The following is a 21,645-nucleotide window of genomic DNA, read 5'->3' on the forward strand; positions in this document are numbered from 1 at the left end:
GCCACGCAGGATGACCGGCGGCGGCGCGCGCTATGGCGTGCCGCCGCTGGCCACGCGCCATGCCTGGCTGAAGCGTTGCAGGTCGGCTGCCGAGGCATCGGTCACGGCCCAGTAGTCCATGCCGCCCGCCTGCCAGTGCGTGATCTGGTAACCCTGCCGGGTCAGGGTGCTGTCGAAGTCCGGCGCCGCCTTGCGCGCGCCCGCGCCGCGCAGCACGAAAACATCGATCGGATGCTGGTTGCGCCGATAGACCAGCACCGCCACCCGCTGCCCGCTCAGGTAGTCGAGCCGTCCGCCAACCAGCGGAAAGCCCTCGGCCGCCATGTCATGCACCGGCGGCGCGTAATCCAGGCGTCCGTTGAACCACGGCTTGACCGTGTGGCGATCGGTGGAAGCCACGTCGATGGCGTGGTCGGCGATCAGCGCACGCACGTGGCTGGTGACGATTTCACGCGCCATGGCGTCTTGCGGGGAATCCTGCAGCATGAACGAGGTCAGCCCGAATGCCAGCGAGGCTACGGTCAGTGCCGCCAGCCCGGCATTGGCGGCCGGGCGCCAGGCAAACCACTCGAGCCAGTGCGGACGCGATGCCGGGGCGGCGGCAGGCACGGCGGCCGCGGGCAGCGCGGCCGCAATCCGGGCGCGCAGCGCGGAGCTGGCACGATGATAGGTCGCGCCTTCCCGCACGGCCGCGCGCAGCGCGCGCAGGCGTCCCAGTTCAGCCGTGCATGCGGCACATTGCGCCAGGTGCTGCTCCAGGCGCAGGCTTTCCGCCGCGCCGAGTTCGTCATCGGCGCAGGCAGGCAGCAATTCGCAAGACTCATTGCAGTCCATGACCTGTCTCCCCGGCGGGGTGAGGTGCCGGCGCCAGCGCACCGGATGGTGTGCGAGCATGCGCCGGCCCTGGTGCCGTGCTCCCGTGTTGCAGCGCGGTGACCGCCGCCGCCAGCATGCGCCGCCCGCGCGCGAGCCGCGACATGACCGTGCCGATGGCGATATCCGCGACGTGCGCGATATCGCGGTAGGGCAACTCCTCCAGTTCGCGCAGCACCAGCACTTCGCGGAACGCTACCGGCAACTGCTCCAGCGCCCGGTGCACCAGCCGCACGTTTTCCTGCCGCAGCAGCCACTGCTCGGGGTCGTCCCGGCCATCGTGCCAGGCCGGCAGGGGCTGGTTCTCGTGCAGGTCGTCATAGCCGCACACCTCGCCGGCCGCTTTGCGCTTCTGGCAGGTGGTGAACCACGTATTGCGCACGATGGCCAGCAGCCACGGCCGCGCCTGGTCGCCGCGGAAACTGCCGAAGAGCCGGTAAGCGCGCAGGAAGGCCTCCTGGACCACGTCGTCGGCCTCGCTGGCGCTGCCCGACAACCAGCGCGCGAGGTTGTAGGCGGCATCCAGGTGCGGCAGCACCAGCTTATCGAAGCGGCGGCGTTCGTCGGATGCGTGATCCATGCGTGCCCTGGTCGGTTTGTGCGCAGGCGCCGGTGACGCTCGTCGCGGCGCATCTCCGGGGTATACCGGTGTTCCATGCAGTTTATTCCCGCGACGCCTGAATTTTTCGCGGATCGGTAATGCCGGGAATAAAACTGCTCGCAAGCCGGTATGACAGGAACACCCCTGTGACCATGGACGGAGGCACCATGAATACACTGAAGCGACGCGATTTCCTGAGGCTGGCAAGCGCTGCCGGGGGCGCGGTGTTTGCGTCCGGGCTGCCGGGCTGGGCCTTCGGGCGCGATGAGGACTTTTACTTCGTGCAGTTGTCGGACTCGCACTGGGGCTTCCAGGGGCCGCCCAATCCCGATGCGCGCGGCACCCTGCCCAAGGCCGTCGCCGCCGTCAATGCGCTGCGTCAGCCGCCCGACTTCATCATGTTCACCGGCGATCTCACCCACACCACCGACGATCCGCAGGAACGGCGGCGGCGCCTGCGCGAGTTCCAGTCGGTCATTGCCGCCCTGGAGGTCAAGGCGGTCCACCTGATGCCGGGCGAGCACGATGCCGGCCTCGACGCCGGCGCGGCTTACCAGGAGCTGTTTGGGCCGGCGCACTACACCTTCGATCACAAGGGCGTGCATTTCATTGTGCTGGACAACGTTTCCGATCCGGCCGGACGGGTCGGGGATGCACAGCGCGCATGGCTGGCCGCGGACCTGGCACGGCAACCGAAGGGGGCGCGCATCGTGGTGTTCACGCATCGTCCGCTGTTCGACCTGTATCCGCAATGGGACTGGGCCACGCGCGACGGCGCGCAGGTGATCGACACCCTGATGCCCTATCCGAACGTGACCGTGTTCTATGGCCATATCCATCAGGAACATCACCACATGACCGGCCATATTGCGCATCATGCCGCGCGCTCGCTGATGTTCCCGCTGCCGCCGCCCGGCTCGCAGCCGCAGCGCCTGCCGGTGCCGTGGGACGCCGCGCAGCCCTATCGCGGGCTGGGCTGGCGCGAGATCGAAGCAAAGGCGGCACCCGGCTCGTTCGCGCTGGCCGAGCAGCCGATCGCGACCTGAGCGGAGCCTGCCATGAGGAGGTCATCGATGGTCGGACGGCGCGCGGCGCTGGGATGGATGCTTGGCCTTGGGGCGGCCATGCTGGCCGGTGCCGGACGCGGCGATGCGGCTGAGCCGCGCGTCATCCGCGTCCACGCGCGCAAGTTCGTCTTTACCCCGGACCGCATCCCGCTGCGTGCCGGCGAGGCGGTCGTATTCGAACTGACCGCGCAGGACGTGATCATGGGCTTCGGCGTGCCGGATTTCGGCGTGCGTGCCGACGTGCCGCCAGGCGTGACCGTGCGTTTGCCGGCAACGGCGCGCGGCAGCGGCAACTATGGCTTCCTTTGTGACATCTTCTGCGGATCGGGGCATGAGACCATGAACGGCGTGATCGAGGTCACATAGACTCTGCCCGTCGGATCCCTGGCGAGCCCGCGGGCGTGACGGTTGGTGTTGTAATCGCGCAGCCCGTGGGCGGTCCTATTGCCTTTGCCCTGCGAGCCGCGTAGAACATTGGGGAACGGCACCTGGAGAGGGCCGGCCGCCGCCCGTCGTGGGCGGCGGCGCACAACGCCAGAGGACCGAGGTGTGGCCATGGAGACCCAAGAGAGCGCCCTGACGCTTGCCCTGATGACCGAACCCGCGCGGGCCACGATCTGCCGCGCGCTGCTGGACGCCGGCGAGGACGGGCTGCCCGCCTCCGCACTGGCGCAACTGGCCGGGCTGAGCCTGCCGCGTGCCGCACACATGTTCCAGGAAATGCTGCAGGCCGAAGTGGTGGCACTGTCCATCCGCGAGCGCCAGGTCTGCTACGTGCTCAAGGCCCGGCGCGCGGTGCGCGAAGCGCTGGGCTATATCGACAGCAGCGGCCTGGCCGACTGATCCTTGCGGGGTGGCCGGCTGAGCCCGGCCACCATCGTGCAACGGCTGATGCTATTGCTTCGGTGCAGCCATCTCCTGCTTGGCCGTTGCGTCCGCCGCCTTGTTTTCAACCGTGCGTTCCTGCCTGGCAGCGCCGACGTCTTGCTTGTACTCACCCTTGGCTGCCTTCTTCTTGGCCTTGTATTCGGCGGCGGCCTTCTGGCGCGCCTCGCGTCGTTCGACCAGCGGGTCCTTCGGCGGCTGGATCTGGGTCATGCCGGGCGGCACGCCCTGACCGCCGCCGGCCGGGCTGGCCGCAGTGGCAGGCATTGCCGGTGTTGCTGGCATGCCCATGCCCTGGGCAGCAGGCGTTGCCGGCGTGGCCGGGGTAGCGGGGGTTGCGGTGGTCTGCGCAATGGCCGCGGCACAGCTGAGGCCTGCCAGGCCTGCCGCAATCACGCTGGCGATTCGGGTATGGCGAGCGGGCTGTTTCGGATCCATGGAACACCTCCAGGGTTATTGTCGGAAGCGCCGGCGCATGAGGCGCGGCGCAACTTATGCCGCACAACCTGCCGAGGCAGGTGCGTCGACAAGCCCAGTCTAGGCAGCAAGGTCAGGTTGCGCTGTCAGGCATACGCCGATGAAGCGGCGGCTTTGCTCCTACAAGCCCGCCTGGTCGCAGGTCAGGGATAACCTGCTGATTTATAAGAAACTTTGCCGAGCGCACTGCACAAAGTCGGCAATGTCTGCGTTCAAAACCAAGTGGGTAGATTTCAACGCTGAGTGATTCTCGGCAACGCCCTCGGGAAAACCCGCATCTTCCCCCTGTCTTGAAATGCCCCTACCCCGTCCCTATAATTAGCACTCGTCAGGGGTGAGTGCTAACAGCCTCCTGCGACACCTGAACATTTCTGACGGCCGTCGCCTCGGTAGCCGGCCGATTTGTGATTAAAAACTCACTTTTGTATCTAGGAGTCCGTATGAATCTGCGTCCTTTGCACGACCGCGTGATCGTGAAGCGTCTGGACAACGAAACCAAGACCGCGTCCGGTATCGTGATTCCCGACAATGCTGCCGAAAAGCCCGACCAAGGCGAAGTGCTCGCCGTCGGTCCCGGCAAGAAGGATGACAAGGGCAACAACATTGTCCTCGACGTCAAGGTGGGTGACCGCGTGCTGTTCGGCAAGTACGCCGGCCAGGCCGTGAAGGTGGAAGGCCAGGAACTGCTGGTCATGCGCGAAGAAGACATCATGGCCGTGGTGAACAAGTAATCCGTTACTTGCAGAACCCCACCCGTACAGAATTCAGGAGAATCAGAACATGGCAGCAAAAGACGTAGTGTTCGGCGACGCCGCCCGTGCCAAGATGGTCGAAGGCGTGAACATCCTCGCCAACGCAGTGAAGGTGACCCTGGGCCCGAAGGGCCGCAATGTGGTGCTGGAGCGCAGCTTCGGCGGCCCGACCGTGACCAAGGACGGTGTGTCCGTGGCCAAGGAAATCGAGCTGAAGGACAAGCTGCAGAACATGGGCGCCCAGATGGTCAAGGAAGTGGCTTCCAAGACCAGCGACAACGCCGGTGACGGTACCACCACCGCTACCGTGCTGGCCCAGTCGATCGTGCGCGAAGGCATGAAGTACGTGGCCGCCGGCATGAACCCGATGGACCTGAAGCGCGGCATCGACAAGGCTGTCGGCGCTGCCGTGGAAGAGCTGAAGAAGGTCAGCAAGCCCACCACCACCAGCAAGGAAATCGCCCAGGTTGGCGCGATCTCGGCCAACAGCGACGCCTCGATCGGTGAGCGCATCGCCGAAGCCATGGACAAGGTCGGCAAGGAAGGCGTGATCACGGTTGAAGACGGCAAGTCGCTGGCCGACGAGCTGGAAGTCGTGGAAGGCATGCAGTTCGACCGCGGCTACCTGTCGCCGTACTTCATCAACAACCCGGAAAAGCAGGTTGTCCAGCTGGACAGCCCGTTCGTGCTGCTGTTCGACAAGAAGGTTTCGAACATCCGCGACCTGCTGCCGGTGCTGGAGCAAGTGGCCAAGGCTGGCCGCCCGCTGCTGATCATCGCTGAAGACGTCGAGGGCGAAGCCCTGGCGACCCTGGTGGTCAACAACATCCGTGGCATCCTGAAGACTGCCGCCGTCAAGGCCCCGGGCTTCGGCGACCGCCGCAAGGCCATGCTGGAAGACATCGCCATCCTGACCGGCGGCACCGTCATCGCTGAAGAAATCGGCCTGACGCTGGAAAAGGCCACCCTGAACGACCTGGGCCAGGCCAAGCGCATCGAGATCGGCAAGGAAAACACCATCATCATCGATGGCGCCGGCGACGCAGGTGCGATCGAAGGCCGCGTGAAGCAAATCCGCGCCCAGATCGAAGAAGCGACCTCGGACTACGACCGTGAAAAGCTGCAAGAGCGCGTGGCCAAGCTGGCCGGCGGTGTTGCCGTGATCAAGGTTGGCGCTGCCACCGAAGTCGAAATGAAGGAAAAGAAGGCCCGCGTGGAAGACGCCCTGCACGCCACCCGCGCTGCGGTGGAAGAAGGCATCGTCCCCGGCGGCGGTGTGGCCCTGCTGCGTGCCCGTGCTGCGATCTCGGCACTGACCGGCGACAACGCCGACCAGAACGCCGGTATCAAGATCGTGCTGCGCGCCATGGAAGAGCCGCTGCGCCAGATCGTGCTGAACGCCGGTGAAGAAGCTTCGGTGGTCGTTGCCAAGGTTATCGAAGGCAAGGGCAACTACGGCTACAACGCGGCTTCGGGCGAGTACGGCGACCTGGTCGAAATGGGCGTGCTGGACCCGACCAAGGTCACCCGCACCGCACTGCAGAACGCCGCTTCGGTGGCTTCGCTGATGCTGACCACGGACTGCGCAGTTGCCGAATCGCCGAAGGAAGAGTCGGCTCCGGCAATGCCGGGCGGCATGGGCGGCATGGGCGGCATGGAAGGCATGATGTAATTCATCGCCTACCGACTGCCCTCACGGGCAGGCTGTCAAAGAAAAACCCCCGCGGGTGCGAGCCCGCGGGGGTTTTTTTCGTTCCGGACAGCGCGACGCTCACCCTTTGCCATGCACGAGCCCAGAAAATTCTCACCCTGATCTAAGGCTTGCCTTATTTGTGGCGCGAAAGGCGCTGGCTACATTTTCAGTCGCCGCCTATAGAAAACGCCGGCAATTCCCGGATCAACCCACCTCATTGCATGGCTGCCATGGAAAACAGAATCACTACATCGCTGCGACGCTGGCTGGTTCATGCCACAGCGTGCAACAGGCGCGTGCCTGCGCTGCTTGCCGGCGTGGCACTCATGTGCCTGGCATGCGCCCAGGCGCATGCCGCCTGCTCGGGAACCACAGTGACCTCGCCCTTCATGCCGTCCACGGTCAGCATCAGCAAGACCACCGGCATCGGCCAGGTGATCTCCAGCGCCACCATCACGTTGACGGTGACGTGCGACGATACCGGACTGCGGCAACCATCCGTCACTGGCTGGGCCCTGAACTACACGCCGCAGACGCCATTGGTGGCGACTTCGATCTCGCAGCAGACCTTTGCCACCGCCATGCCGGGGCTGGGCTATCGCATGTATCTGCCCGATGGCAGCCTGATTGCACCGACCAGCTATGGCACCAACGGGGGCGACAACTTTGGTGCGAACTGCATGGGGCCCGCCACGGGCGGCGTCGCCTGCACGATGCCCTTGGGCACCTCGACTCGATCGTTCCGCTTCCGGCTGGACCTTGTGCGCACCAGCACGGCGCTGACCAGCGGCACGTTCAGCGACAGCCTGGTGCGCTTCGGCTACCAGGACACCTGGACAGGGGGCTCGGGACCGGGGCCGGGCACGGTCCAGTTCGGCGAGGAAATTACTTCGCCGGTGACCTTCCTCTTCATCGCGCCAAGCTGCAACCTCAGCGCCGGCACGGCAAACCAGGTCATTACCTTGCCCAGGATCAGCGCTTCATCCCTGCCCACGGTCGGCTCAAGCGCGGGCGCGACGAGGTTCGGGCTCAATCTCGAGAATTGCGTCACGCAGTCGATCGTCACTATCAACATCAGCGGCGATGCCACTGCCGTGGGCAGCGTCCTGCAGAACAACGGCTCGGCGCAGGGTGTTGGCGTGCAGCTGCTGAATGGCGGCCCTGCGGGCACCCCGTTGCCGCTCAATACCGATGTCGGCATGGGCAATGTCGGCGCGGCGACGACCATGTCCATTCCGCTAGGGGTGAGGTACTACCGGCTTGGCACGCTCGTGCCCGGCACGGTCGACAGCGTGGCAACGGTCAACTTCAACTACAACTGAGGGGGCGCGTGGAGAAGGCGGGGGCTGGCTCTGGCGCGTCAGACGTCGACTCCTCTGTCGGCCCCGCACTGACGGAACGCCGCCTGACCGCCGCGCGCGTGAGGCCCAGCTTGTGGGCCAGGTATGAGTCAATTCTGTAACGCCTTGGCCGCTCCAGGACACCGCTTGCCACTTGCTTGTCAGGCTGAGCAGGTCCGGCCAGCAGGTTTTTGAGTCCGGCAAGTGATCTTGATAGCACCATTGCGCCGAAGTATGTCGAATTGCGTTGCCCGTGAGCTGGAACGGGGCATCGCTGATCGCGCCATCACTATCCCGGCGCACTGCCTGACGTGCTCCCTCCAGGCTGTCTCCCTACATACTGATTCCGCCAAAGGGCCGATACCAATTGCCGTCGGCATGACCAAGAATGCTTGTACGAAGCCAGGGATCCGGATGTTCCCGGCGTAGTTTGCCGGTGCCCTATGTGTCGCTGGCGGCCGTGGAGTCTGGCTATGACAGCGGACCCCAGGGCGGGTGCTCTGTCTCCTATCCAAGGGCGATGCGTATGTCCAGGTATAGCAAAAAGAAGGCGAACGGGGTCATTCTTCCAATTGTGGGCCTGACCCTGGCCGTGTTGCTCGGCATGGCCGGACTGGTCATCGACCTGGGCGCCATGTTTGTCGCGAAGACGGAGCTGCAGTCCGCGGTCGATAGCTGCGCGCTGGCAGCCGCGCAGGAACTCGATGGCACGACGGATGCCCTGACAAGGGCTACGAACGCTGGACTGACCGCCGGGAACGCCAACAAGGTCAAGTACCAGAAGACCTCCGCGGCCATCGTCAATACAGACGTCACTTTCAGCGACACCCTTGGCGGCGCCTATAGTTCGGCCTTTGTGCCGGTGGCAAAGGCGCGTTACGCAAAATGCAGTCATGCCACCTCGGGGATTGCGGCCTATCTGATCAAGATGGTCGGAGGTCCAACCAGCACCAGCGTCGCGGCAGTCGGTGTTGCAACCCGGACTCATGCTCAGAGCACTTGCCCGATTCCAGTCGGCCTGGTTCCCAAACCTGCAACTATCGCGCCTGATTATGGGTTCGCGGCTGGTGACTGGGTAACCGTGCTTTATGACGGCACCAAGTCGCCATCCCCTGGGGAGATGGGCTGGTTCAATCTTGATGGATCCAAGAACGCCAACGAGACAAAGAACGAAATGGCCGTCGGATACTGCAACTCCAAGGTCAACGATACGGTTGGCACCCCCGGTGCCAAGGTCGCCGTGGACGACCAGTGGAACAGCCGCTTTGGCATCTACAAGAACAACGGCGACATGTCGCTCTTGCGGCCGGACTATACCGGTTACGCCTATACGAGCACGAACTGGCCGAGCGGCAAGCAGGCATACTCCGGTTCGTCGGGTGGTACCGATCCGACAGCGGTCAATTTCAAGGCGAAGCGGCTCGCCTACGCGAGCTACGCGGACACGAGTACCAATGTCAACGTCGGCGATACGATTACCGGTCTGAATATGAAGGGCGGCTACCAAGTCCTGGCGGCGCCAGGCAGTACCGGCGATTTTGCAAAACTGGGGATGAGTCGCCGCCTGGTGATCGTGCCGGTCGTCTCGACCGCCTCGAAAGTCGTGGATTTCGCCTGCATGCTCATGCTCCAGCCGGTCAGCGGACCTACCGTATCGATCCAGTTCGAATATCTGGGCAATGCCGCATCGATCAGTAGTCCGTGCACCACGAACGGTCTCGCCGGCGGGAATTTTGGTCCCATGATCCCGGCCCTTGTTGAGTAGGGGAAATCGATGAAGAAGCGACAAAAAGGCGTGGCGCTCGTCGAGCTCGGCATCACCATCTCCTTGCTGTTGGCGATCTGCTTTGCGGTCACGGAATTCGGCCGGGCCATCTACACCTACAACACGCTGGCGAAATCGGTTCGTGACGCGACGCGCTACCTGAGTACGCAGGCCGCGGGCAGCCCGGCCGCGCACGCCACGGCGCAACAGCTGGCGGTGTACGGTACGCCTGTAGCCAGCGCCAACCAGCCGACACTGGTGCCGGGCCTGACTACCGGCATGGTGAGCATCTGCGATGCGGCGAACCCGGCATGCACGTCGAATATGGGCCAGGGTAGCAATCCCGCCATCAACACGGTGACGGTCCGAATCTCCGGCTATACGTTCACGCCTGTCCTGGACCTGCTTGGATTCACCCGGTTCTATACCGGTGGCAGCAATTCCATGACTTCAATTTCCTTCAGCGACATCTCAGCGACGATGAGGCAGGCTTATGAATAGGCGCGAGAGAGGTACGACAGCGGTTGAATTCGCCATTGTGGCGGTGCTCTTCTTTTCGTTGCTGCTCGGCATACTGGAGTTCGGGCGGGTGCTGTACACCTGGAACGCTGTCGCAGAAGCCACCCGGTGGGGAGCGAGGCAGGCTGTAGTCTGCGGCCGGGGATCGCCGTCAGTGCTCAGCCGTATGCAACAGATTCTGCCAAGCCTCAAGTCCGGCAACGTTTCGGTCAACTGGTACGACGCCAACGGAATCAGTGCCAGTTGCGACAGCACCTCCTGCACGGGGGTCTCCGTCAGCGTGGCCGGATTTTCCGTTTCTCCGGTATCTCCGGCGTCCTGGATCGGATTTTCCAGTCTGGCGGTGCCCGGCTTCCTGACTTACCTTCCGCGGGAAATCATGGGCCAGGATGCGGGGAGCAGCACTGTCTGCAGTTAGGACTCGGGTCAAGGACGCCCCCGCCGGCGCAAGCCGACGGGGGCGTGTTGCTTTCCGGTCCACAAGCTGCCCGCGCCGGCATCAGATCTCGGCCACGCAGCACCAGTCGAAGCGCTGGTTCTCCAGCTGACCGGTACGGCGGCTGACATAACCGCGCGGGTTGCAGACCACGCGCGCATCATCGAGGCGGTAGTCGAAGCTGGTGTGGGTGTGGCCGTGGATCCACAGGTCCGCCTGTGCCACCAGGTCTGGCCGGCGCGACAGGAAGCCCCCCGAGACCAGGTCATGCGAATAGCGCGGATCCAGGCTGCCCAGGTCCGGCCCGTGGTGCGTGACCACCACGGTCTTGCCGTAGTAGGGCTGCGCCAGTTGGGTGGAAAGCCAGTCAGACGCGGCCTGGTGGCGCGCCAGCGCATCCTCCGGCATGAAGTGGCGCATCCGGCCGTCGTCGCCTCCGACCTCGATCAGCCGGTGATCCAGCATCACCTTGGCGCAGGCCAGCATCGATTCCTCGCGCCGGTCGGTGCCGAACAGCATATAGTCCGTCCACCAGGTCGTGCCGATGACGCGCACCCCATCGAACTCGGCGACCATGCCGTTGAGCAGATGCATCGCCGGATGCGCGGCGGCGGCATCGGCCATCAGCTGGTCCACCGCGTCGATGTTGCTTTCGTAGTACTCGTGGTTGCCAGGCACGTAGATTACGGGCTGGCTGAAGGTGCGCGCGGCCCAGTCGATACCGTCACGTCCGTTGGCGATGTCGCCGGCCAGTACCACGAGGTCGGCATCGCAGTCGGGCACGGACTGCGGCAGGTTGTGTTCGATGTGGAGATCGCTCAGGATGCGTAGTTTCATCGGGATTCCAGGGCGAGTGAGGATCGATGCGGCGGCAGGTCTGCCTGCATTCTTCAGAAGCCAGCCCGCACGGTCAAGTCCCAGGCTCCGCCCGGAAGCCAAAAAAGCCCGGAACCTTGTCCCGGGCAAGTGACTGTCTTGCCGGCATTGCACCGGGAGACAGCCGGGGGAAACGATCGCGGTTTCCCGGGAGTATCAGCCGCCTTGTCCGGCCATGGTTGGCAGCAGGATGCGATAGATCTGGATGAAGGCGGGCCCGAGCAGCACCAGGAGCAGCGAAGGGAAGATGGTGAAGATCAGCGGGAACAGCAGCTTCAGCGCGATCTTGGCGGCCAGCTCCTCGGCGCGCATGCGGCGCTTGGTGCGCAGCATGTCCGACAGCACGCGCAGGGATTCTCCCAGGCTGGTGCCGAAGCGATCCGCCTGAACCAGCATGGAGGCAAACTTGTCCACATCTTCCACACCGGTGCGCAGCGCCAGGTTGGTCAGTGCCTTTTCCTTGGAGAATCCCGAACGAAGTTCCAGCAGCATCAGCTGAAGCTCGTCGGCAAGTACCGGACAGCGCAGCGCCAGCTCGTCGGCCACTCGCATCAGCGCGGCATCGAGCCCCAGGCCGGCTTCCACGCAGACGGTCAGCAGGTCGATCACGTCGGGGAACTCTTCGAAGACGGTGCGCTGGCGTTGCGAGACCTTGCGTGCCAGCACAAGGTTGGGCAGGTAATACCCGATCGCGCCGAGCACTGCCAGCAACGCGAACATGATGCCCTGCTCCTGCAACTCGGGCTGTCCGGCAACTGCCATCAGTCCGATCATTGGCAGCGCAATGGCGATCACGGTCTTGGCCCCAAAATACAGCGGCGCGGCGCTGGCGTTGCGCCAGCCGGCGTTCATGAAGCGCACGCGCAGCTGCGAGCTTTCCCAGCCTTCCTTTGGCAGGGACAAGCGCGACACTGGCTGGGCCCATTGCACCAGCTTCTCGATCAACGCATGCTGCCGGCCTGCTTCGGTTCCGAGTTGACCCGCCTGGCCCGCGATCTGCTCGGCCCGGCCGCGCAAGCGGTTGGGGGAGAGCACATGGAGCACACCGAGCACCGTGCCGAATGCCGCCACGAAGATCAGCGCGAGCACGACAAACTGGTCGGCCTGAAACCCCTGGATAATGCCTTGCATGATGGACTCCCGTCAGGATGGCTGTCCAAGCCCTGCTTCTTCAAGCGTTGCATGTAGCGGTACCGCGCTGCCCCTTCAGACCCGGATCCGGATGATCTTGCGCATCCACAGCACGCCGAGAGTCATCGACACCAATGCGCCGCCGATCATCCGCAACCCGATCGGGTCTTCCCACAGTACCCTCATGAAGCCGGGATTGACCACCAGGATCAGCCCCGCGGTGGCGAATGGCAGCAGGCCAAGCACCCACGCAGACATCCTGCCTTCCGCTGACAGCACGCGGATCTTGTCGAACAGCTTCAGCCGCTCGCGCACCATCGTGGCGATGGTGTCAAGAATCTCCGCCAGGTTGCCGCCGCTTTCGCGCTGGATCAGCACTGCGATGACGAAGTAGCGCAGGTCGCCCACCGGCACCCGGATGGCCAGGTTGGTCATGGCCTCGTCCAGCGCCACGCCATAGTTGATCTCTTCGAAAGTCGTGCGGAACTCGGGCCCGATCGGTGCCTTCATTTCCTGCCCGACCATGCTGAGCGCGCTGCTGAACGAGTGGCCGGCACGCAAGGCCCGGCTGATCATGTCGACGGCATCGGGCAATTGCGCTTCCATCTGCTTGAGCCGCTTGCCGCGCAGGCGCATGACGTGGAGCACCGGCAGCACGGCGGCCAATCCCGCGCCGACCAGCACCAGTGGTATCGGAACTGGCAGCAGCGGAATTAGTGCGACCGTGCAGAGTGCCACCAATGCACAGTATCCAAGCAACTGTGCCACTGACCAGGAACTTCCGGATTGCTCCAGCCAGCGGTCAAGTGCACCCACGCGTGGCACGCTCATCAGCCACTTCTGCATGCGCGGCGAGCCGGCCAGCAGGCGCGTCTTCAGGATCGACAACTGCTCGGCGCCGACATGTCCGCCTGCCGACAGGGCTCGCAGCCGCGCTTCGATACGCTTGGCCGCCGGGCCGTGGGCGTTGTTCCACCACAGGTAGATGCCCTCGACGCAGAGCACCACGGCAACGAACAGCAGGATGCCGAAGGCATAGAAGATCGTGCTCATGTGTATCTCCCCCGGGTCGTTCTTGGTTCTCTCGGTTCAGGCGAATCAAACTTCGTAGCGCTTTGCCGGGTCATAGGTCTCGTCCGGCAGACCCACGCCAAACACGCGCAGCCGTTCGGCAAACTTGGGATAAACCCCCGTAGCCCGGAAGTTGCCGCGCACCGTTCCGTCCTTGTCCACGCCGGTGCGCTGAAAGGTGAAGATCTCCTGCATGTTGATGATGTCGCCCTCCATGCCGGTGATTTCCTGGATGCTGACGATCTTGCGCCGACCGTCGGTCATGCGAGCCGCTTGCACGATCACGGTGATGGCTGAAGCGATCTGCTGGCGCATGGCCTTTGCCGGCATGGTCAGGCCGGCCATGCTGACCATGTTCTCCAGCCGCGTCAGCGCGTCGCGCGGTGTGTTGGCGTGGATGGTGGTCAGCGAGCCTTCGTGGCCGGTGTTCATCGCGTTGAGCATGTCCAGCGCCTCGCCGCCGCGCACTTCGCCCAGGATGATGCGGTCGGGGCGCATCCGCAAGGCGTTGCGCACCAGCGCGCGCTGCGTGATCTCGCCCTTGCCCTCGATATTTGGCGGGCGTGTCTCGAGCCGAAGAACATGGGGCTGGCGCAATTGCAGTTCGGCCGCGTCCTCGATGGTGACCACGCGCTCGTCTTCCGGGATAAAGCCCGACAGGATGTTCAGCAACGTGGTCTTGCCGCTGCCGGTGCCGCCCGACACCAGCACATTGACCTTGGCCTGCGACAGCGCCTGCAGCAGCTGCGCCATCTGCGGCGTCAGGCTGCGCAGGTCCACCAGGTCGGATACCTGCAGCGGATTCACGGCAAATCGCCGGATTGACAGCAGCGGCCCGTCGATGGCCGAAGGCGGGATGATCGCGTTGACGCGCGAGCCGTCGGGCAGGCGCGCGTCGACCATCGGGCTGGTCTCGTCGATGCGGCGCCCCACGCGGGAGACGATCTTCTCGATCACCTTCATCAGATGGGCATCGTCATAGAACACCACGTCGGTCAGCTCCAGCTTGCCGCGCCGCTCCACATAGGTCTGACGCGCGGTATTGACCAGGATGTCCGACACGGTCGGGTCCTTCAGCAGGGGTTCCAGCGGGCCGAAGCCAAACATCTCGTCGTAGATTTCCACCGTCAGATGGCGGCGCTCGTTGTCGTTGAGCAGCACCTTCTGCTCGTCGACGATCAGGTTGACCAGCGCAGCGATTTCCTGCCGCACCTGCTCCTGAGGATAGCGGGCCAGGCGCTCTAGTTCCACGCGGTCCAGTACCGTTTCGTGCACGTCCCGTTTGAGCTGGTGGTAGCCGCCTGCGGCAGAGGCCGCCGATGTCGCAAAATGGATCGCGGCATGGCCGTTGGCAGTGAAGGCTGGCCCGGCATTGGTCAGCTGTTCGCGGATGGACATGGTGGACTCCTCGTTGTCGGCTTCTGTTGGCCGGCGCCAGGCCGGCCCTGATCATCGCAATCAGGTGCTCTTCGCGCGCAGCATCAGGCGGCGCAAAGGTGAAACGGTTTCGGTGCGGCTGCGGCGTTCGGGTTCCGGGGCGGCGGCGCACAGCTGCGTGGCCATGGCTTGCAGCGCGCGCGCCATGGCACTGCGCCGGCTCAGCTTGGCGATGGGCTCGCCATGGCTGACGGCTTCGTCGACAGAGGCCGGATCGTCGGGCAGGGAAAAGGAGACCTTCATGCCGAAGATCTCTTCCATCGTCGCGCGCGGCATCTCGTGCTTGCGGCCGGCGCGGTTCAGCACCAGGCAGATCTTGTCGGCGGGGTAGTGCAGCGCGCGCAGGATATCGAGCAGGCGGCGCCCGGGCCGCCCGAATGCGATGGCGGGCTCGGCCACTACGCAGATGCGGTCGCTGTGGTCCAGCACACCGATTGACAGGGGGTCGATGCTCTGGCCCAGGTCGAAAATCACAAAGTCATAGGCCGGCTGCACCACGGACAGGATCCACTCCAGCTTGTCCTTCTGGATCTGGCTGGCCTTGACCGGATCGGCCGCACCCGCAAGCACGTCGAAGCCGTTGCCCACATGCACCAGGCAGGCCTCCAGGAAGGCACTATCCATGCGGTCGATCTGGTTACAGATATCCGGCAGCGTCGAAGGCGGCGTCTTGTCGCTGACAATATAGGTCAGGTCGCCGAAATGGCGGTTCAGGTCCACTACCAGCACCCGCTTGCCAAGGTGCCGGGCCAGCGCATCGCCCAGGTTGGCCGCCACGAAGCTGGTGCCCGCGCCGCCCTTGCATGAGATCATCGAGATCACCTGGCCCATTTCCTGCGCGTGCGGCACATGGGAGGCTTCCACGCGCTTCAGCGCTTCGGCCAGCTGTCCCTTGTCCAGCGGCCACGACAGCACATCGCGGATGCCCGCACGCATTGCCTTGATCAGCACCTCGGAGCTTGGTGCCTGTGTGACCAGGATGCAGGGTAGTTCGGGATGCTGCTGGCGCAGCGTCTCGATGGCCTGCATCTGCGACGCATTGATGGCGGGCAGTTCCAGGACCAGCAGGTCGGCCATGCGCAGCCGGCTGGCATGGAACGGGAAGCGCGCCAGGCCTTCCTGCAGCGACATGGCCTGGAAGTTGCCGACCACTGCGCTGAGCCGGTTGATCTCGGCCAGCCGGTCGGCGTCTTCGGATGCGATCAGGATCTTCAGCATGGTGTCCTCACAAATTCTCTTGCGCTTGCCTGGGTTGGATGTGCTGGCGTCACCCTTGGGCGGTCTCAGCGCGAGCCGCCGCCGCCCATGCCCACACCACCGTAGCCACCAGCCCCGAAATCGACGCTGAAGCCGCCCGGTGCACCGGCGCCCGTCTGCATCCGGATCAGCGAACGGTCAAGGTTTCTCATCGCTGCCACCGCCGTCTTGCCATCGGTACCGGTGACAGTGGGCAGCCCGGCTGGCGCGTCCGGATTGATGATCTGCAGCTGCGTGACGGTGGCCAGCGCCACCCCGCGCTGGCTGTCCCACACGGGGGTCGAGGTCATGCAGGCCGACAGCCCGAGGCAGGCCAGGCTGCCCAGCATCAGGACGGCGGCGCCGCGCGAAAGCTTCAGTGTCTTGTTCATGGTCGTTCTCCGATTCTGCTGGTGGCGCGGCGGGTCAGTTGGCGCCCGAGGCATTGCGCCCGTTCGTGCCTGCTGCCCTGGCCTGGGCCAGGCGGGCTGCGGTCGCTTCGATGCGGGCGATGCGCGCGGCACTGTCATCGGCCGGCGGCGCGGCCGCCGTGCTGCGGTCGGGCGATGGGGCTGGCAGAGCAGGGTACGTACTCGCTGCGGCGGCCGGCTCCCGTGCGGCCGGCGCGGGCTCATCCAGTGGCTTGCCAGTGGGCACTGCCGAGACCGAGGTGCCGGGGGTGCTTTCGCTGCGCGGTGCGGGTGCCGTCGAGGCAGGCGCTGCGGCCGGTGCGGCAGGCTGCGACGGCGCCGGCGCGGGTTGCGGTGCACGCTTGCCGTCGCCTTCCATATTGCCCATGAAGTACAGCGACAGCGGATTGGGCGTGGAGAAGCTGTCGGTCGGCAGCGGGTAGTTGTTGGTCTGCATCGGCTTGACCAGGCGCGGCGTGATGATGAACACCAGCTCGGTCAGGTCCTGCTGGTACTGCGTGCTGCGGAACAGCGTGCCCAGCACCGGCACTTCGCCGGCACCCGGCAGCGCCTTGAGCGAGCCGCGCGCGCTGTCCGTCAGCAGGCCGCCGATGGCGAAGCTTTCGCCATCGCGCATCTGCACGGTGGTGGAGGCGCGGCGGGTGGTGATCACCGGCAGCACGGTCTGGCCTGCCAGGGTGCCACCGCTTACGGTGGCGCCGGTGGGTGACAGCTCGGACACTTCCGGCGCGACTTTCAGGTGAATGCGGCCGTTGGCCAGCACCGTGGGCGTGAACTTCAGTCCCACACCGAACTCTTCCTGCTGCAGCGTGACGGTGCCGGCACCGTTCAGCACATTGGCCTGCGCCACCGGGATATAGATCTTGCCGCCAGCGAGGAAGCTGGCTTCCTGGCCGCTGATGGTGACCAGGTTTGGCTCGGCCAGGATCTTGACCAGGCTGTCGTTCTTCTGCGCGTCGATGGCGACATTGAAAGGCCGGTGGTTGGCCTTGTTGCCGAAGAACGCTGCCGAGGCGCCGGTCAGCAGCGATGTCACCAGCCCGCCGCTCCAGGAGCCGAAGCCGCCCTGCAGATTCACGGCGGAGCCGAGCTGGTTCAGCAGCGTCTTGGAGACTTCCGCCACCTTCACTTCCAGCATCACCTGTTGCGGTGTGTCTACCGACAGCATGTTCAGCACGTTGCCCTTCTTGTTGCCGTCGCCGCCCTGCGCGGCGTTGGCATAGGCCTGGGCGATATCCATGGCCTGCAGCGCTGCCTGCGCGCTGGTGACGCTGCCGGTCAGCACGAGGTTGTCGGCCGCAGTCATCACGCGGATGCCGCGCTCGTCGGGCAAGAGCTGGCCGAGTGAGGTCTGCAGGCCGCCCGCGTCGGCATTGACCACCACGTTGATGATGGTGCAGCTGCCACTGCGGCCCTGCACGATCATGTTGGTGGTGCCCACCATGCGGCCCAGCACATACAGCGTCTGGGGCGACACCATGGTGGCTTGCACGATATTGGGATTGCCCAGCGTGCGATTGCGCACCGGCTCTTGCAGCGAGATCAGCTGCGACTTGCCGACCGGCACCACCACGCTGGATTCACTGCGGATCGCACCGGTGCAGTTCGGACCACGCGCTTCCGCGGATGACACGGGTGGTGTCGATGCAGCCGGCGCGATGCCTGCGGGCGTCATGCTGATGGTCATCTGCATCGGGCCCTGCGGCGCCTTGGCGGCAGCCGGTGCGGTCGCCTTGGTCAGGTTGCCCGCCTCGAGGGCGGTCTGTGCTGCCGCGGCCAGCGGCGTGCAGAGGATGGCGGCCAGCACCAGGATGCGGGTGGCGCCTGCGGCTTCGGATCGTTTCTGGTTCATTTTGAATCTCCCCCCGGAGAGGCTGTATTGCAGCTCAGAATTCGCTGGATGCACTGGCGCGGGTGCTCAGAAGCACTCGACGCCGCCCTGCATGCCTGCCAGCACGCCGATGCAGTTGCCGCGTGCGGGCGCCGCCGCCACCGTGCGAGTCTTGACGACGGTGCGCGTCTCGGTCTTGGTCACTACCTTGGCCGGTGCCTCCGGTGTCTTGCCCAGCAGCGTCCCCTTGGTGGCGCCGCCGGTGTTGATGTCGGCCACGTCCATCTGGTTGCGCAGCACCAGCGACAGGGTGCCCACGCTGCGGGCCACGTCCAGCTTCTCGGCCTGGTCGGGCGTGACTTCCAGCGTCACTGCATTGACCACCTTGGGCTGGGTGTCGTCACGGCTGACCTGCTGCGCCACCGCAAGAACCAGGATTTTCTCGAGCACGATCTTCGAGATGCTGCCGTTCTGCGTACCCTTGGCTTCATCATTGGTATTGACGATCACGTCGACGTAGTTGCCCGGCAGCGCGAAGCCGGCCACGCCAACCACGTCATTGACGCGCACGGTGATGGCACGCTTGCCGTCATTGATCACCGCGGACAGGCCGCCCTTGGTGCCGACAGGCGCCAGCTTGGCGTCGAGCACGGGCTCGCCGCGCAGGAGGCTGGTGCGGACCACGCGGCCCTCCAGCGTCTTCATGTCTTCAAACGCGCCGGGCGGCACGCTGCCTGTCGGCCAGCTGACCATGCGCAGCTGGCTTCCGTTGAGCGGCTGGCCGAGATTGAGGTCGTTGGCGGCAACGACCACCTGCCTCACCGAGCTGGACGACTGCTGGACCAGCCATCGCGACGCCGACACCACCGCCGCCACGCCGGCGACGAGGGCAATCAGCAGCATCAGGATTGCGCGTGTGTTCTTCATGATGACTCTCCTTTCCCCTACGGTTGTGCGTGTGTTCGGTGGTGCGGTTCAACTTGCGGCACGGTGGTCGTCGGACCATCGATGCATGGAGCCGGCGGCCGGCATGGCGTTGGCCGAGGCGCGCAGTCCGTAATAGCTCTGCCAGGCAGCGAGCAGGGCTGATTCGGTGATTTGCGGGGCATGCCCGTGGTAGCGCACGCCGGAGCCCACAAGACGCAGCAGGTCGCGCGGGATGCAGGCGAGCAGCGGCGTATCGCTGGCGTAATGCAGGCTTTCCACCAGGAAGCCGAACATGGCGTCCGAACTGGTCAGCCCGAATTCCACCGCCGTGCGCTGGTAGACCTCGCGGTAGTCGTCGATGGAAAGCGGGCCTACGTAGAGCTTGCTGCCGAGGCGGCGCAGGAATGCATCGTCTTCCAGCGCCGCAGGTTCGAGGTTGGTCGAGAACACCGGCCACACGTCGAAGGGCACACCGAAGCGCACACCAGTCTGCAGCGTGAACATATCGATGCCGCGATCCAGCGGCACGATCCAGCGGTTCAGCAGTTCGGTGACCCCCACCATCTGCCGGCCCAGATCGTCGACGATATAGATGCCGTTGTTGGCCTTCATGTGCGGGGGCGCCTGGTAGAAGCCGGACGCACTGTCAAAGCGCAAGTCCAGCATGGAGAGCGTCAGCTCGCCGCCTGAGAGCACGACGGGGCGATGGCACAGGAGCCAGCGGCGGTCGAGCGAGCGGCGCGCCAGCGACGCTGCGCTGTCGTCGAACGGCACATGGACCAATGGATCGAACACCTGGATGATCTCGCCGGCCACGGTGATCGCGTGCGGCACCGGCACGGCACCGGGCAGCAGGGTGCCCAGGCGCTGCGCCAGGTAGGTCTTGCCGCTGCCAGCCGGGCCGTAGATCATCAGCGCTCGGCATGTATTGAGGGCCATGCCGATCGCGTCCAGCAGGTGGACCGGGATCACCAGGTCGTGAAAGGCCGCGGTGACATCCGCCTTGGTCACCGATGCATGATTGACCGAGTGGCGCTTGACGGCATCGAGGTAGGCATCCAGCGTGACGGGCGCCGCTCCCACGTAGCTGCAGCGGGCAGATGCTTCCGCCGCGCGCGCATAGCCTGCATCGGTGAGGCGGAAGCGCACGTCCAGGTCGCTGGCGCCGCGGTGCGCGATTTCCAGCAAGCGTTCGCGCACGGCCACTGCGGCAACTTCGTTGACCACCAGGGCCGGCAGCTTGAGCGAGTCAGTCAGCACTGTCAGCGTGACAGTGCGGTGCAGGTAGGCGGCCTTCATCAGCAGGCCAAGCAACTGCGCAGTATCCAGGCCGGTGTCGGCGATGGTGCGAGGCAGCACGTGCCAGGGCGGCAGCGTGCCATGTTCGGCGTGGGCATTTCTGCCGGTCGCGACTGGCTCGAGGAGCCGAGGTGCGTGACCTGTGTCGTGATGCTCATTCATTGCCGTCCCCTGTTCGCTGGTCTGTGTGTGCTCTCTGTCACCCGCTGCAGGCAGGCGGGGTTTCGGATTCCGGTTCATGTGCTGGCAAACAGTGTGGCCAAGGTGCCTGCGGCAATGGCTACGCCATATGGCAGCGAGCCGATGGAAGGTCCGCTCATACCTGTGCACAAGAGGCCGGTGATATTGCCCATCAGTTGCTTGTGTCGGCGAGACTTCAACACAAGTACAAGTGCCCAAGCTCCGCCTAGCAGGAATGTCGCCAAGGCAATCTGGAATGCCAGTCCGGCACCCAGCCATGCACCAACGGCAGCCATCAGCTTGACATCGCCGGCGGCCATGCCCCGCAACAGGTAGAAGGGCAGGAACACGCCGAGGCCGGCCAGCCAGCCGAGCGCCCACCAGGCAGCGCCGCTGGCGGCTCCATGAACCATCAGTTGCACCGGCAATGCCAGGAACCAGGCACCGAATGTCAGCCAGTTCGGGATGCGTCGGTGGAGCAGGTCGATGGCTGCGGCGGCCAGCACAACAGCGATGGCGACGGGGCCAAGGAACGCGGACAAAGTCAGATTGGCGGACATGGCGGGCTCGGTTTGGTACAGGGCTATGCAAGCCAGGTCAAGGCATTGCTGCCACGACTTCTGCGGCGACGAACTCATACAGTGCCTGGACTCTGCTGCCCAGCGCGCTGACGGCGCCGACGATCACTATCGCGATCAGCGCGCCTAGTAGTGCGTACTCGATCGAGGTCACGCCGAACTCGTCCTGCAGCACGAGTTGCCATCGGAACTTTGGACTTGGCATTGTGGTCTCCGGATTCGGCGGTCGTTTGACCGCTC

23 protein-coding genes are annotated in these 21,645 nt (G+C 64.8%); 9 read left to right on the forward strand and 14 right to left on the reverse strand.

The window, feature by feature from the left end; genetic code table 11:
- Nucleotides 1–30: 30 nt before the first annotated feature.
- Complete coding sequence (locus tag ACREYQ_RS03445; RefSeq protein ID WP_432259399.1) at nt 31–834, reverse strand: anti-sigma factor family protein; 804 nt, start codon at nt 832–834, stop codon at nt 31–33.
- Nucleotides 821–1,453 (reverse strand): RNA polymerase sigma factor, encoded by a 633-nt coding sequence (locus ACREYQ_RS03450; protein ID WP_432259400.1) that lies wholly within the window; start codon nt 1,451–1,453, stop codon nt 821–823. The genes ACREYQ_RS03445 and ACREYQ_RS03450 overlap by 14 nt, the downstream gene beginning before the upstream one ends.
- A gap of 188 nt (nt 1,454–1,641) precedes the next feature.
- On the opposite strand from ACREYQ_RS03450, the gene ACREYQ_RS03455 reads away from it, so the two are divergent.
- The 3 genes from ACREYQ_RS03455 to ACREYQ_RS03465 all read left to right on the forward strand — a co-directional run bounded on the left by ACREYQ_RS03455 (nt 1,642) and on the right by ACREYQ_RS03465 (nt 3,384).
- The gene (locus ACREYQ_RS03455; protein ID WP_432259401.1) at nt 1,642–2,520 is read left to right on the forward strand and encodes a metallophosphoesterase family protein; all 879 of its coding nucleotides are present in this window, start codon (nt 1,642–1,644) and stop codon (nt 2,518–2,520) included.
- A 12-nt stretch (nt 2,521–2,532) separates the two neighbouring features.
- Complete coding sequence (locus ACREYQ_RS03460) at nt 2,533–2,907, forward strand: cupredoxin domain-containing protein (RefSeq protein ID WP_432259402.1); 375 nt, start codon at nt 2,533–2,535, stop codon at nt 2,905–2,907.
- Between the two features lie 189 nt (nt 2,908–3,096).
- The gene (locus ACREYQ_RS03465) at nt 3,097–3,384 is read left to right on the forward strand and encodes an ArsR family transcriptional regulator (RefSeq protein WP_432259403.1); all 288 of its coding nucleotides are present in this window, start codon (nt 3,097–3,099) and stop codon (nt 3,382–3,384) included.
- Between the two features lie 51 nt (nt 3,385–3,435).
- On the opposite strand, the gene ACREYQ_RS03470 is transcribed toward ACREYQ_RS03465, so the two are convergent.
- Nucleotides 3,436–3,864, reverse strand: a complete 429-nt coding sequence (locus ACREYQ_RS03470; protein WP_432259404.1) for a hypothetical protein — start codon at nt 3,862–3,864, stop codon at nt 3,436–3,438.
- 479 nt (nt 3,865–4,343) lie between these two features.
- Between ACREYQ_RS03470 and groES the strand changes: the two genes are divergently transcribed.
- The 6 genes from groES to ACREYQ_RS03500 all read left to right on the forward strand — a co-directional run bounded on the left by groES (nt 4,344) and on the right by ACREYQ_RS03500 (nt 10,390).
- Entirely contained in the window at nt 4,344–4,634 is a 291-nt protein-coding gene (groES, locus tag ACREYQ_RS03475) for a co-chaperone GroES (protein ID WP_018312524.1), read from the forward strand.
- Between the two features lie 49 nt (nt 4,635–4,683).
- Nucleotides 4,684–6,327: a chaperonin GroEL gene (gene groL, locus ACREYQ_RS03480; RefSeq protein ID WP_432259405.1), complete on the forward strand. Its 1,644-nt coding sequence runs from the start codon at nt 4,684–4,686 to the stop codon at nt 6,325–6,327.
- A 317-nt stretch (nt 6,328–6,644) separates the two neighbouring features.
- On the forward strand, nt 6,645–7,670 hold the full coding sequence (locus ACREYQ_RS03485; RefSeq protein WP_432259406.1) for a fimbrial protein: 1,026 nt from the start codon (nt 6,645–6,647) through the stop codon (nt 7,668–7,670).
- Nucleotides 7,671–8,214: 544 nt separating this feature from the next.
- Nucleotides 8,215–9,453 carry a pilus assembly protein TadG-related protein gene (locus ACREYQ_RS03490; protein WP_432259407.1) on the forward strand — a complete coding sequence of 413 codons (1,239 nt, stop codon included), beginning with the start codon at nt 8,215–8,217 and terminating at the stop codon, nt 9,451–9,453.
- A gap of 9 nt (nt 9,454–9,462) precedes the next feature.
- A complete protein-coding gene (locus ACREYQ_RS03495) occupies nt 9,463–9,954 on the forward strand; it encodes a TadE/TadG family type IV pilus assembly protein (protein ID WP_432259408.1) in 492 nt (163 codons plus the stop codon).
- Entirely contained in the window at nt 9,947–10,390 is a 444-nt protein-coding gene (locus tag ACREYQ_RS03500; protein ID WP_432259409.1) for a TadE/TadG family type IV pilus assembly protein, read from the forward strand. The genes ACREYQ_RS03495 and ACREYQ_RS03500 overlap by 8 nt, the downstream gene beginning before the upstream one ends.
- A gap of 81 nt (nt 10,391–10,471) precedes the next feature.
- On the opposite strand, the gene ACREYQ_RS03505 is transcribed toward ACREYQ_RS03500, so the two are convergent.
- The 11 genes from ACREYQ_RS03505 to ACREYQ_RS03555 all read right to left on the reverse strand — a co-directional run bounded on the left by ACREYQ_RS03505 (nt 10,472) and on the right by ACREYQ_RS03555 (nt 21,610).
- Complete coding sequence (locus ACREYQ_RS03505; protein WP_432259410.1) at nt 10,472–11,245, reverse strand: metallophosphoesterase; 774 nt, start codon at nt 11,243–11,245, stop codon at nt 10,472–10,474.
- A 195-nt stretch (nt 11,246–11,440) separates the two neighbouring features.
- Complete coding sequence (locus ACREYQ_RS03510; RefSeq protein ID WP_432259411.1) at nt 11,441–12,415, reverse strand: type II secretion system F family protein; 975 nt, start codon at nt 12,413–12,415, stop codon at nt 11,441–11,443.
- 75 nt (nt 12,416–12,490) lie between these two features.
- Complete coding sequence (locus ACREYQ_RS03515) at nt 12,491–13,468, reverse strand: type II secretion system F family protein (protein WP_432259412.1); 978 nt, start codon at nt 13,466–13,468, stop codon at nt 12,491–12,493.
- 45 nt (nt 13,469–13,513) lie between these two features.
- The gene (locus ACREYQ_RS03520) at nt 13,514–14,884 is read right to left on the reverse strand and encodes a CpaF family protein (RefSeq protein WP_432259413.1); all 1,371 of its coding nucleotides are present in this window, start codon (nt 14,882–14,884) and stop codon (nt 13,514–13,516) included.
- A 60-nt stretch (nt 14,885–14,944) separates the two neighbouring features.
- Nucleotides 14,945–16,141 carry an AAA family ATPase gene (locus ACREYQ_RS03525; protein ID WP_432259414.1) on the reverse strand — a complete coding sequence of 399 codons (1,197 nt, stop codon included), beginning with the start codon at nt 16,139–16,141 and terminating at the stop codon, nt 14,945–14,947.
- A 65-nt stretch (nt 16,142–16,206) separates the two neighbouring features.
- Nucleotides 16,207–16,551: a hypothetical protein gene (locus ACREYQ_RS03530; protein WP_432259415.1), complete on the reverse strand. Its 345-nt coding sequence runs from the start codon at nt 16,549–16,551 to the stop codon at nt 16,207–16,209.
- 34 nt (nt 16,552–16,585) lie between these two features.
- A complete protein-coding gene (locus tag ACREYQ_RS03535; RefSeq protein WP_432259416.1) occupies nt 16,586–18,442 on the reverse strand; it encodes a type II and III secretion system protein family protein in 1,857 nt (618 codons plus the stop codon).
- 66 nt (nt 18,443–18,508) lie between these two features.
- Entirely contained in the window at nt 18,509–19,348 is an 840-nt protein-coding gene (cpaB, locus tag ACREYQ_RS03540; RefSeq protein ID WP_432259417.1) for a Flp pilus assembly protein CpaB, read from the reverse strand.
- Between the two features lie 48 nt (nt 19,349–19,396).
- On the reverse strand, nt 19,397–20,809 hold the full coding sequence (locus tag ACREYQ_RS03545) for an ATP-binding protein (protein ID WP_432259418.1): 1,413 nt from the start codon (nt 20,807–20,809) through the stop codon (nt 19,397–19,399).
- Between the two features lie 74 nt (nt 20,810–20,883).
- Nucleotides 20,884–21,387: an A24 family peptidase gene (locus ACREYQ_RS03550; protein WP_432259419.1), complete on the reverse strand. Its 504-nt coding sequence runs from the start codon at nt 21,385–21,387 to the stop codon at nt 20,884–20,886.
- Nucleotides 21,388–21,424: 37 nt separating this feature from the next.
- Nucleotides 21,425–21,610 carry a Flp family type IVb pilin gene (locus tag ACREYQ_RS03555; RefSeq protein ID WP_432259420.1) on the reverse strand — a complete coding sequence of 62 codons (186 nt, stop codon included), beginning with the start codon at nt 21,608–21,610 and terminating at the stop codon, nt 21,425–21,427.
- Between the last annotated feature and the right edge of the window lie 35 nt (nt 21,611–21,645).

The sequence above is a fragment of the Cupriavidus sp. TMH.W2 genome (assembly GCF_050847365.1).
Taxonomy (GTDB): domain Bacteria; phylum Pseudomonadota; class Gammaproteobacteria; order Burkholderiales; family Burkholderiaceae; genus Cupriavidus.

What these genes read in the sequence shown, in the direction of transcription:
- ACREYQ_RS03555 (WP_432259420.1), bottom strand. Translation starts at nt 21,610, where the DNA reads ATGCCAAGTCCAAAGTTCCGATGGCAACTCGTGCTGCAGGACGAGTTC.
- ACREYQ_RS03545 (WP_432259418.1), bottom strand. Translation starts at nt 20,809, where the DNA reads ATGAATGAGCATCACGACACAGGTCACGCACCTCGGCTCCTCGAGCCA.
- cpaB (WP_432259417.1), bottom strand. Translation starts at nt 19,348, where the DNA reads ATGAAGAACACACGCGCAATCCTGATGCTGCTGATTGCCCTCGTCGCC.
- ACREYQ_RS03450 (WP_432259400.1), bottom strand. Translation starts at nt 1,453, where the DNA reads ATGGATCACGCATCCGACGAACGCCGCCGCTTCGATAAGCTGGTGCTG.
- groL (WP_432259405.1), top strand. Translation starts at nt 4,684, where the DNA reads ATGGCAGCAAAAGACGTAGTGTTCGGCGACGCCGCCCGTGCCAAGATG.
- ACREYQ_RS03550 (WP_432259419.1), bottom strand. Translation starts at nt 21,387, where the DNA reads ATGTCCGCCAATCTGACTTTGTCCGCGTTCCTTGGCCCCGTCGCCATC.
- ACREYQ_RS03530 (WP_432259415.1), bottom strand. Translation starts at nt 16,551, where the DNA reads ATGAACAAGACACTGAAGCTTTCGCGCGGCGCCGCCGTCCTGATGCTG.
- ACREYQ_RS03470 (WP_432259404.1), bottom strand. Translation starts at nt 3,864, where the DNA reads ATGGATCCGAAACAGCCCGCTCGCCATACCCGAATCGCCAGCGTGATT.
- ACREYQ_RS03455 (WP_432259401.1), top strand. Translation starts at nt 1,642, where the DNA reads ATGAATACACTGAAGCGACGCGATTTCCTGAGGCTGGCAAGCGCTGCC.
- ACREYQ_RS03505 (WP_432259410.1), bottom strand. Translation starts at nt 11,245, where the DNA reads ATGAAACTACGCATCCTGAGCGATCTCCACATCGAACACAACCTGCCG.
- ACREYQ_RS03515 (WP_432259412.1), bottom strand. Translation starts at nt 13,468, where the DNA reads ATGAGCACGATCTTCTATGCCTTCGGCATCCTGCTGTTCGTTGCCGTG.
- ACREYQ_RS03465 (WP_432259403.1), top strand. Translation starts at nt 3,097, where the DNA reads ATGGAGACCCAAGAGAGCGCCCTGACGCTTGCCCTGATGACCGAACCC.
- ACREYQ_RS03460 (WP_432259402.1), top strand. Translation starts at nt 2,533, where the DNA reads ATGAGGAGGTCATCGATGGTCGGACGGCGCGCGGCGCTGGGATGGATG.
- ACREYQ_RS03445 (WP_432259399.1), bottom strand. Translation starts at nt 834, where the DNA reads ATGGACTGCAATGAGTCTTGCGAATTGCTGCCTGCCTGCGCCGATGAC.
- groES (WP_018312524.1), top strand. Translation starts at nt 4,344, where the DNA reads ATGAATCTGCGTCCTTTGCACGACCGCGTGATCGTGAAGCGTCTGGAC.
- ACREYQ_RS03510 (WP_432259411.1), bottom strand. Translation starts at nt 12,415, where the DNA reads ATGCAAGGCATTATCCAGGGGTTTCAGGCCGACCAGTTTGTCGTGCTC.
- ACREYQ_RS03490 (WP_432259407.1), top strand. Translation starts at nt 8,215, where the DNA reads ATGTCCAGGTATAGCAAAAAGAAGGCGAACGGGGTCATTCTTCCAATT.
- ACREYQ_RS03500 (WP_432259409.1), top strand. Translation starts at nt 9,947, where the DNA reads ATGAATAGGCGCGAGAGAGGTACGACAGCGGTTGAATTCGCCATTGTG.
- ACREYQ_RS03520 (WP_432259413.1), bottom strand. Translation starts at nt 14,884, where the DNA reads ATGTCCATCCGCGAACAGCTGACCAATGCCGGGCCAGCCTTCACTGCC.
- ACREYQ_RS03525 (WP_432259414.1), bottom strand. Translation starts at nt 16,141, where the DNA reads ATGCTGAAGATCCTGATCGCATCCGAAGACGCCGACCGGCTGGCCGAG.
- ACREYQ_RS03495 (WP_432259408.1), top strand. Translation starts at nt 9,463, where the DNA reads ATGAAGAAGCGACAAAAAGGCGTGGCGCTCGTCGAGCTCGGCATCACC.
- ACREYQ_RS03535 (WP_432259416.1), bottom strand. Translation starts at nt 18,442, where the DNA reads ATGAACCAGAAACGATCCGAAGCCGCAGGCGCCACCCGCATCCTGGTG.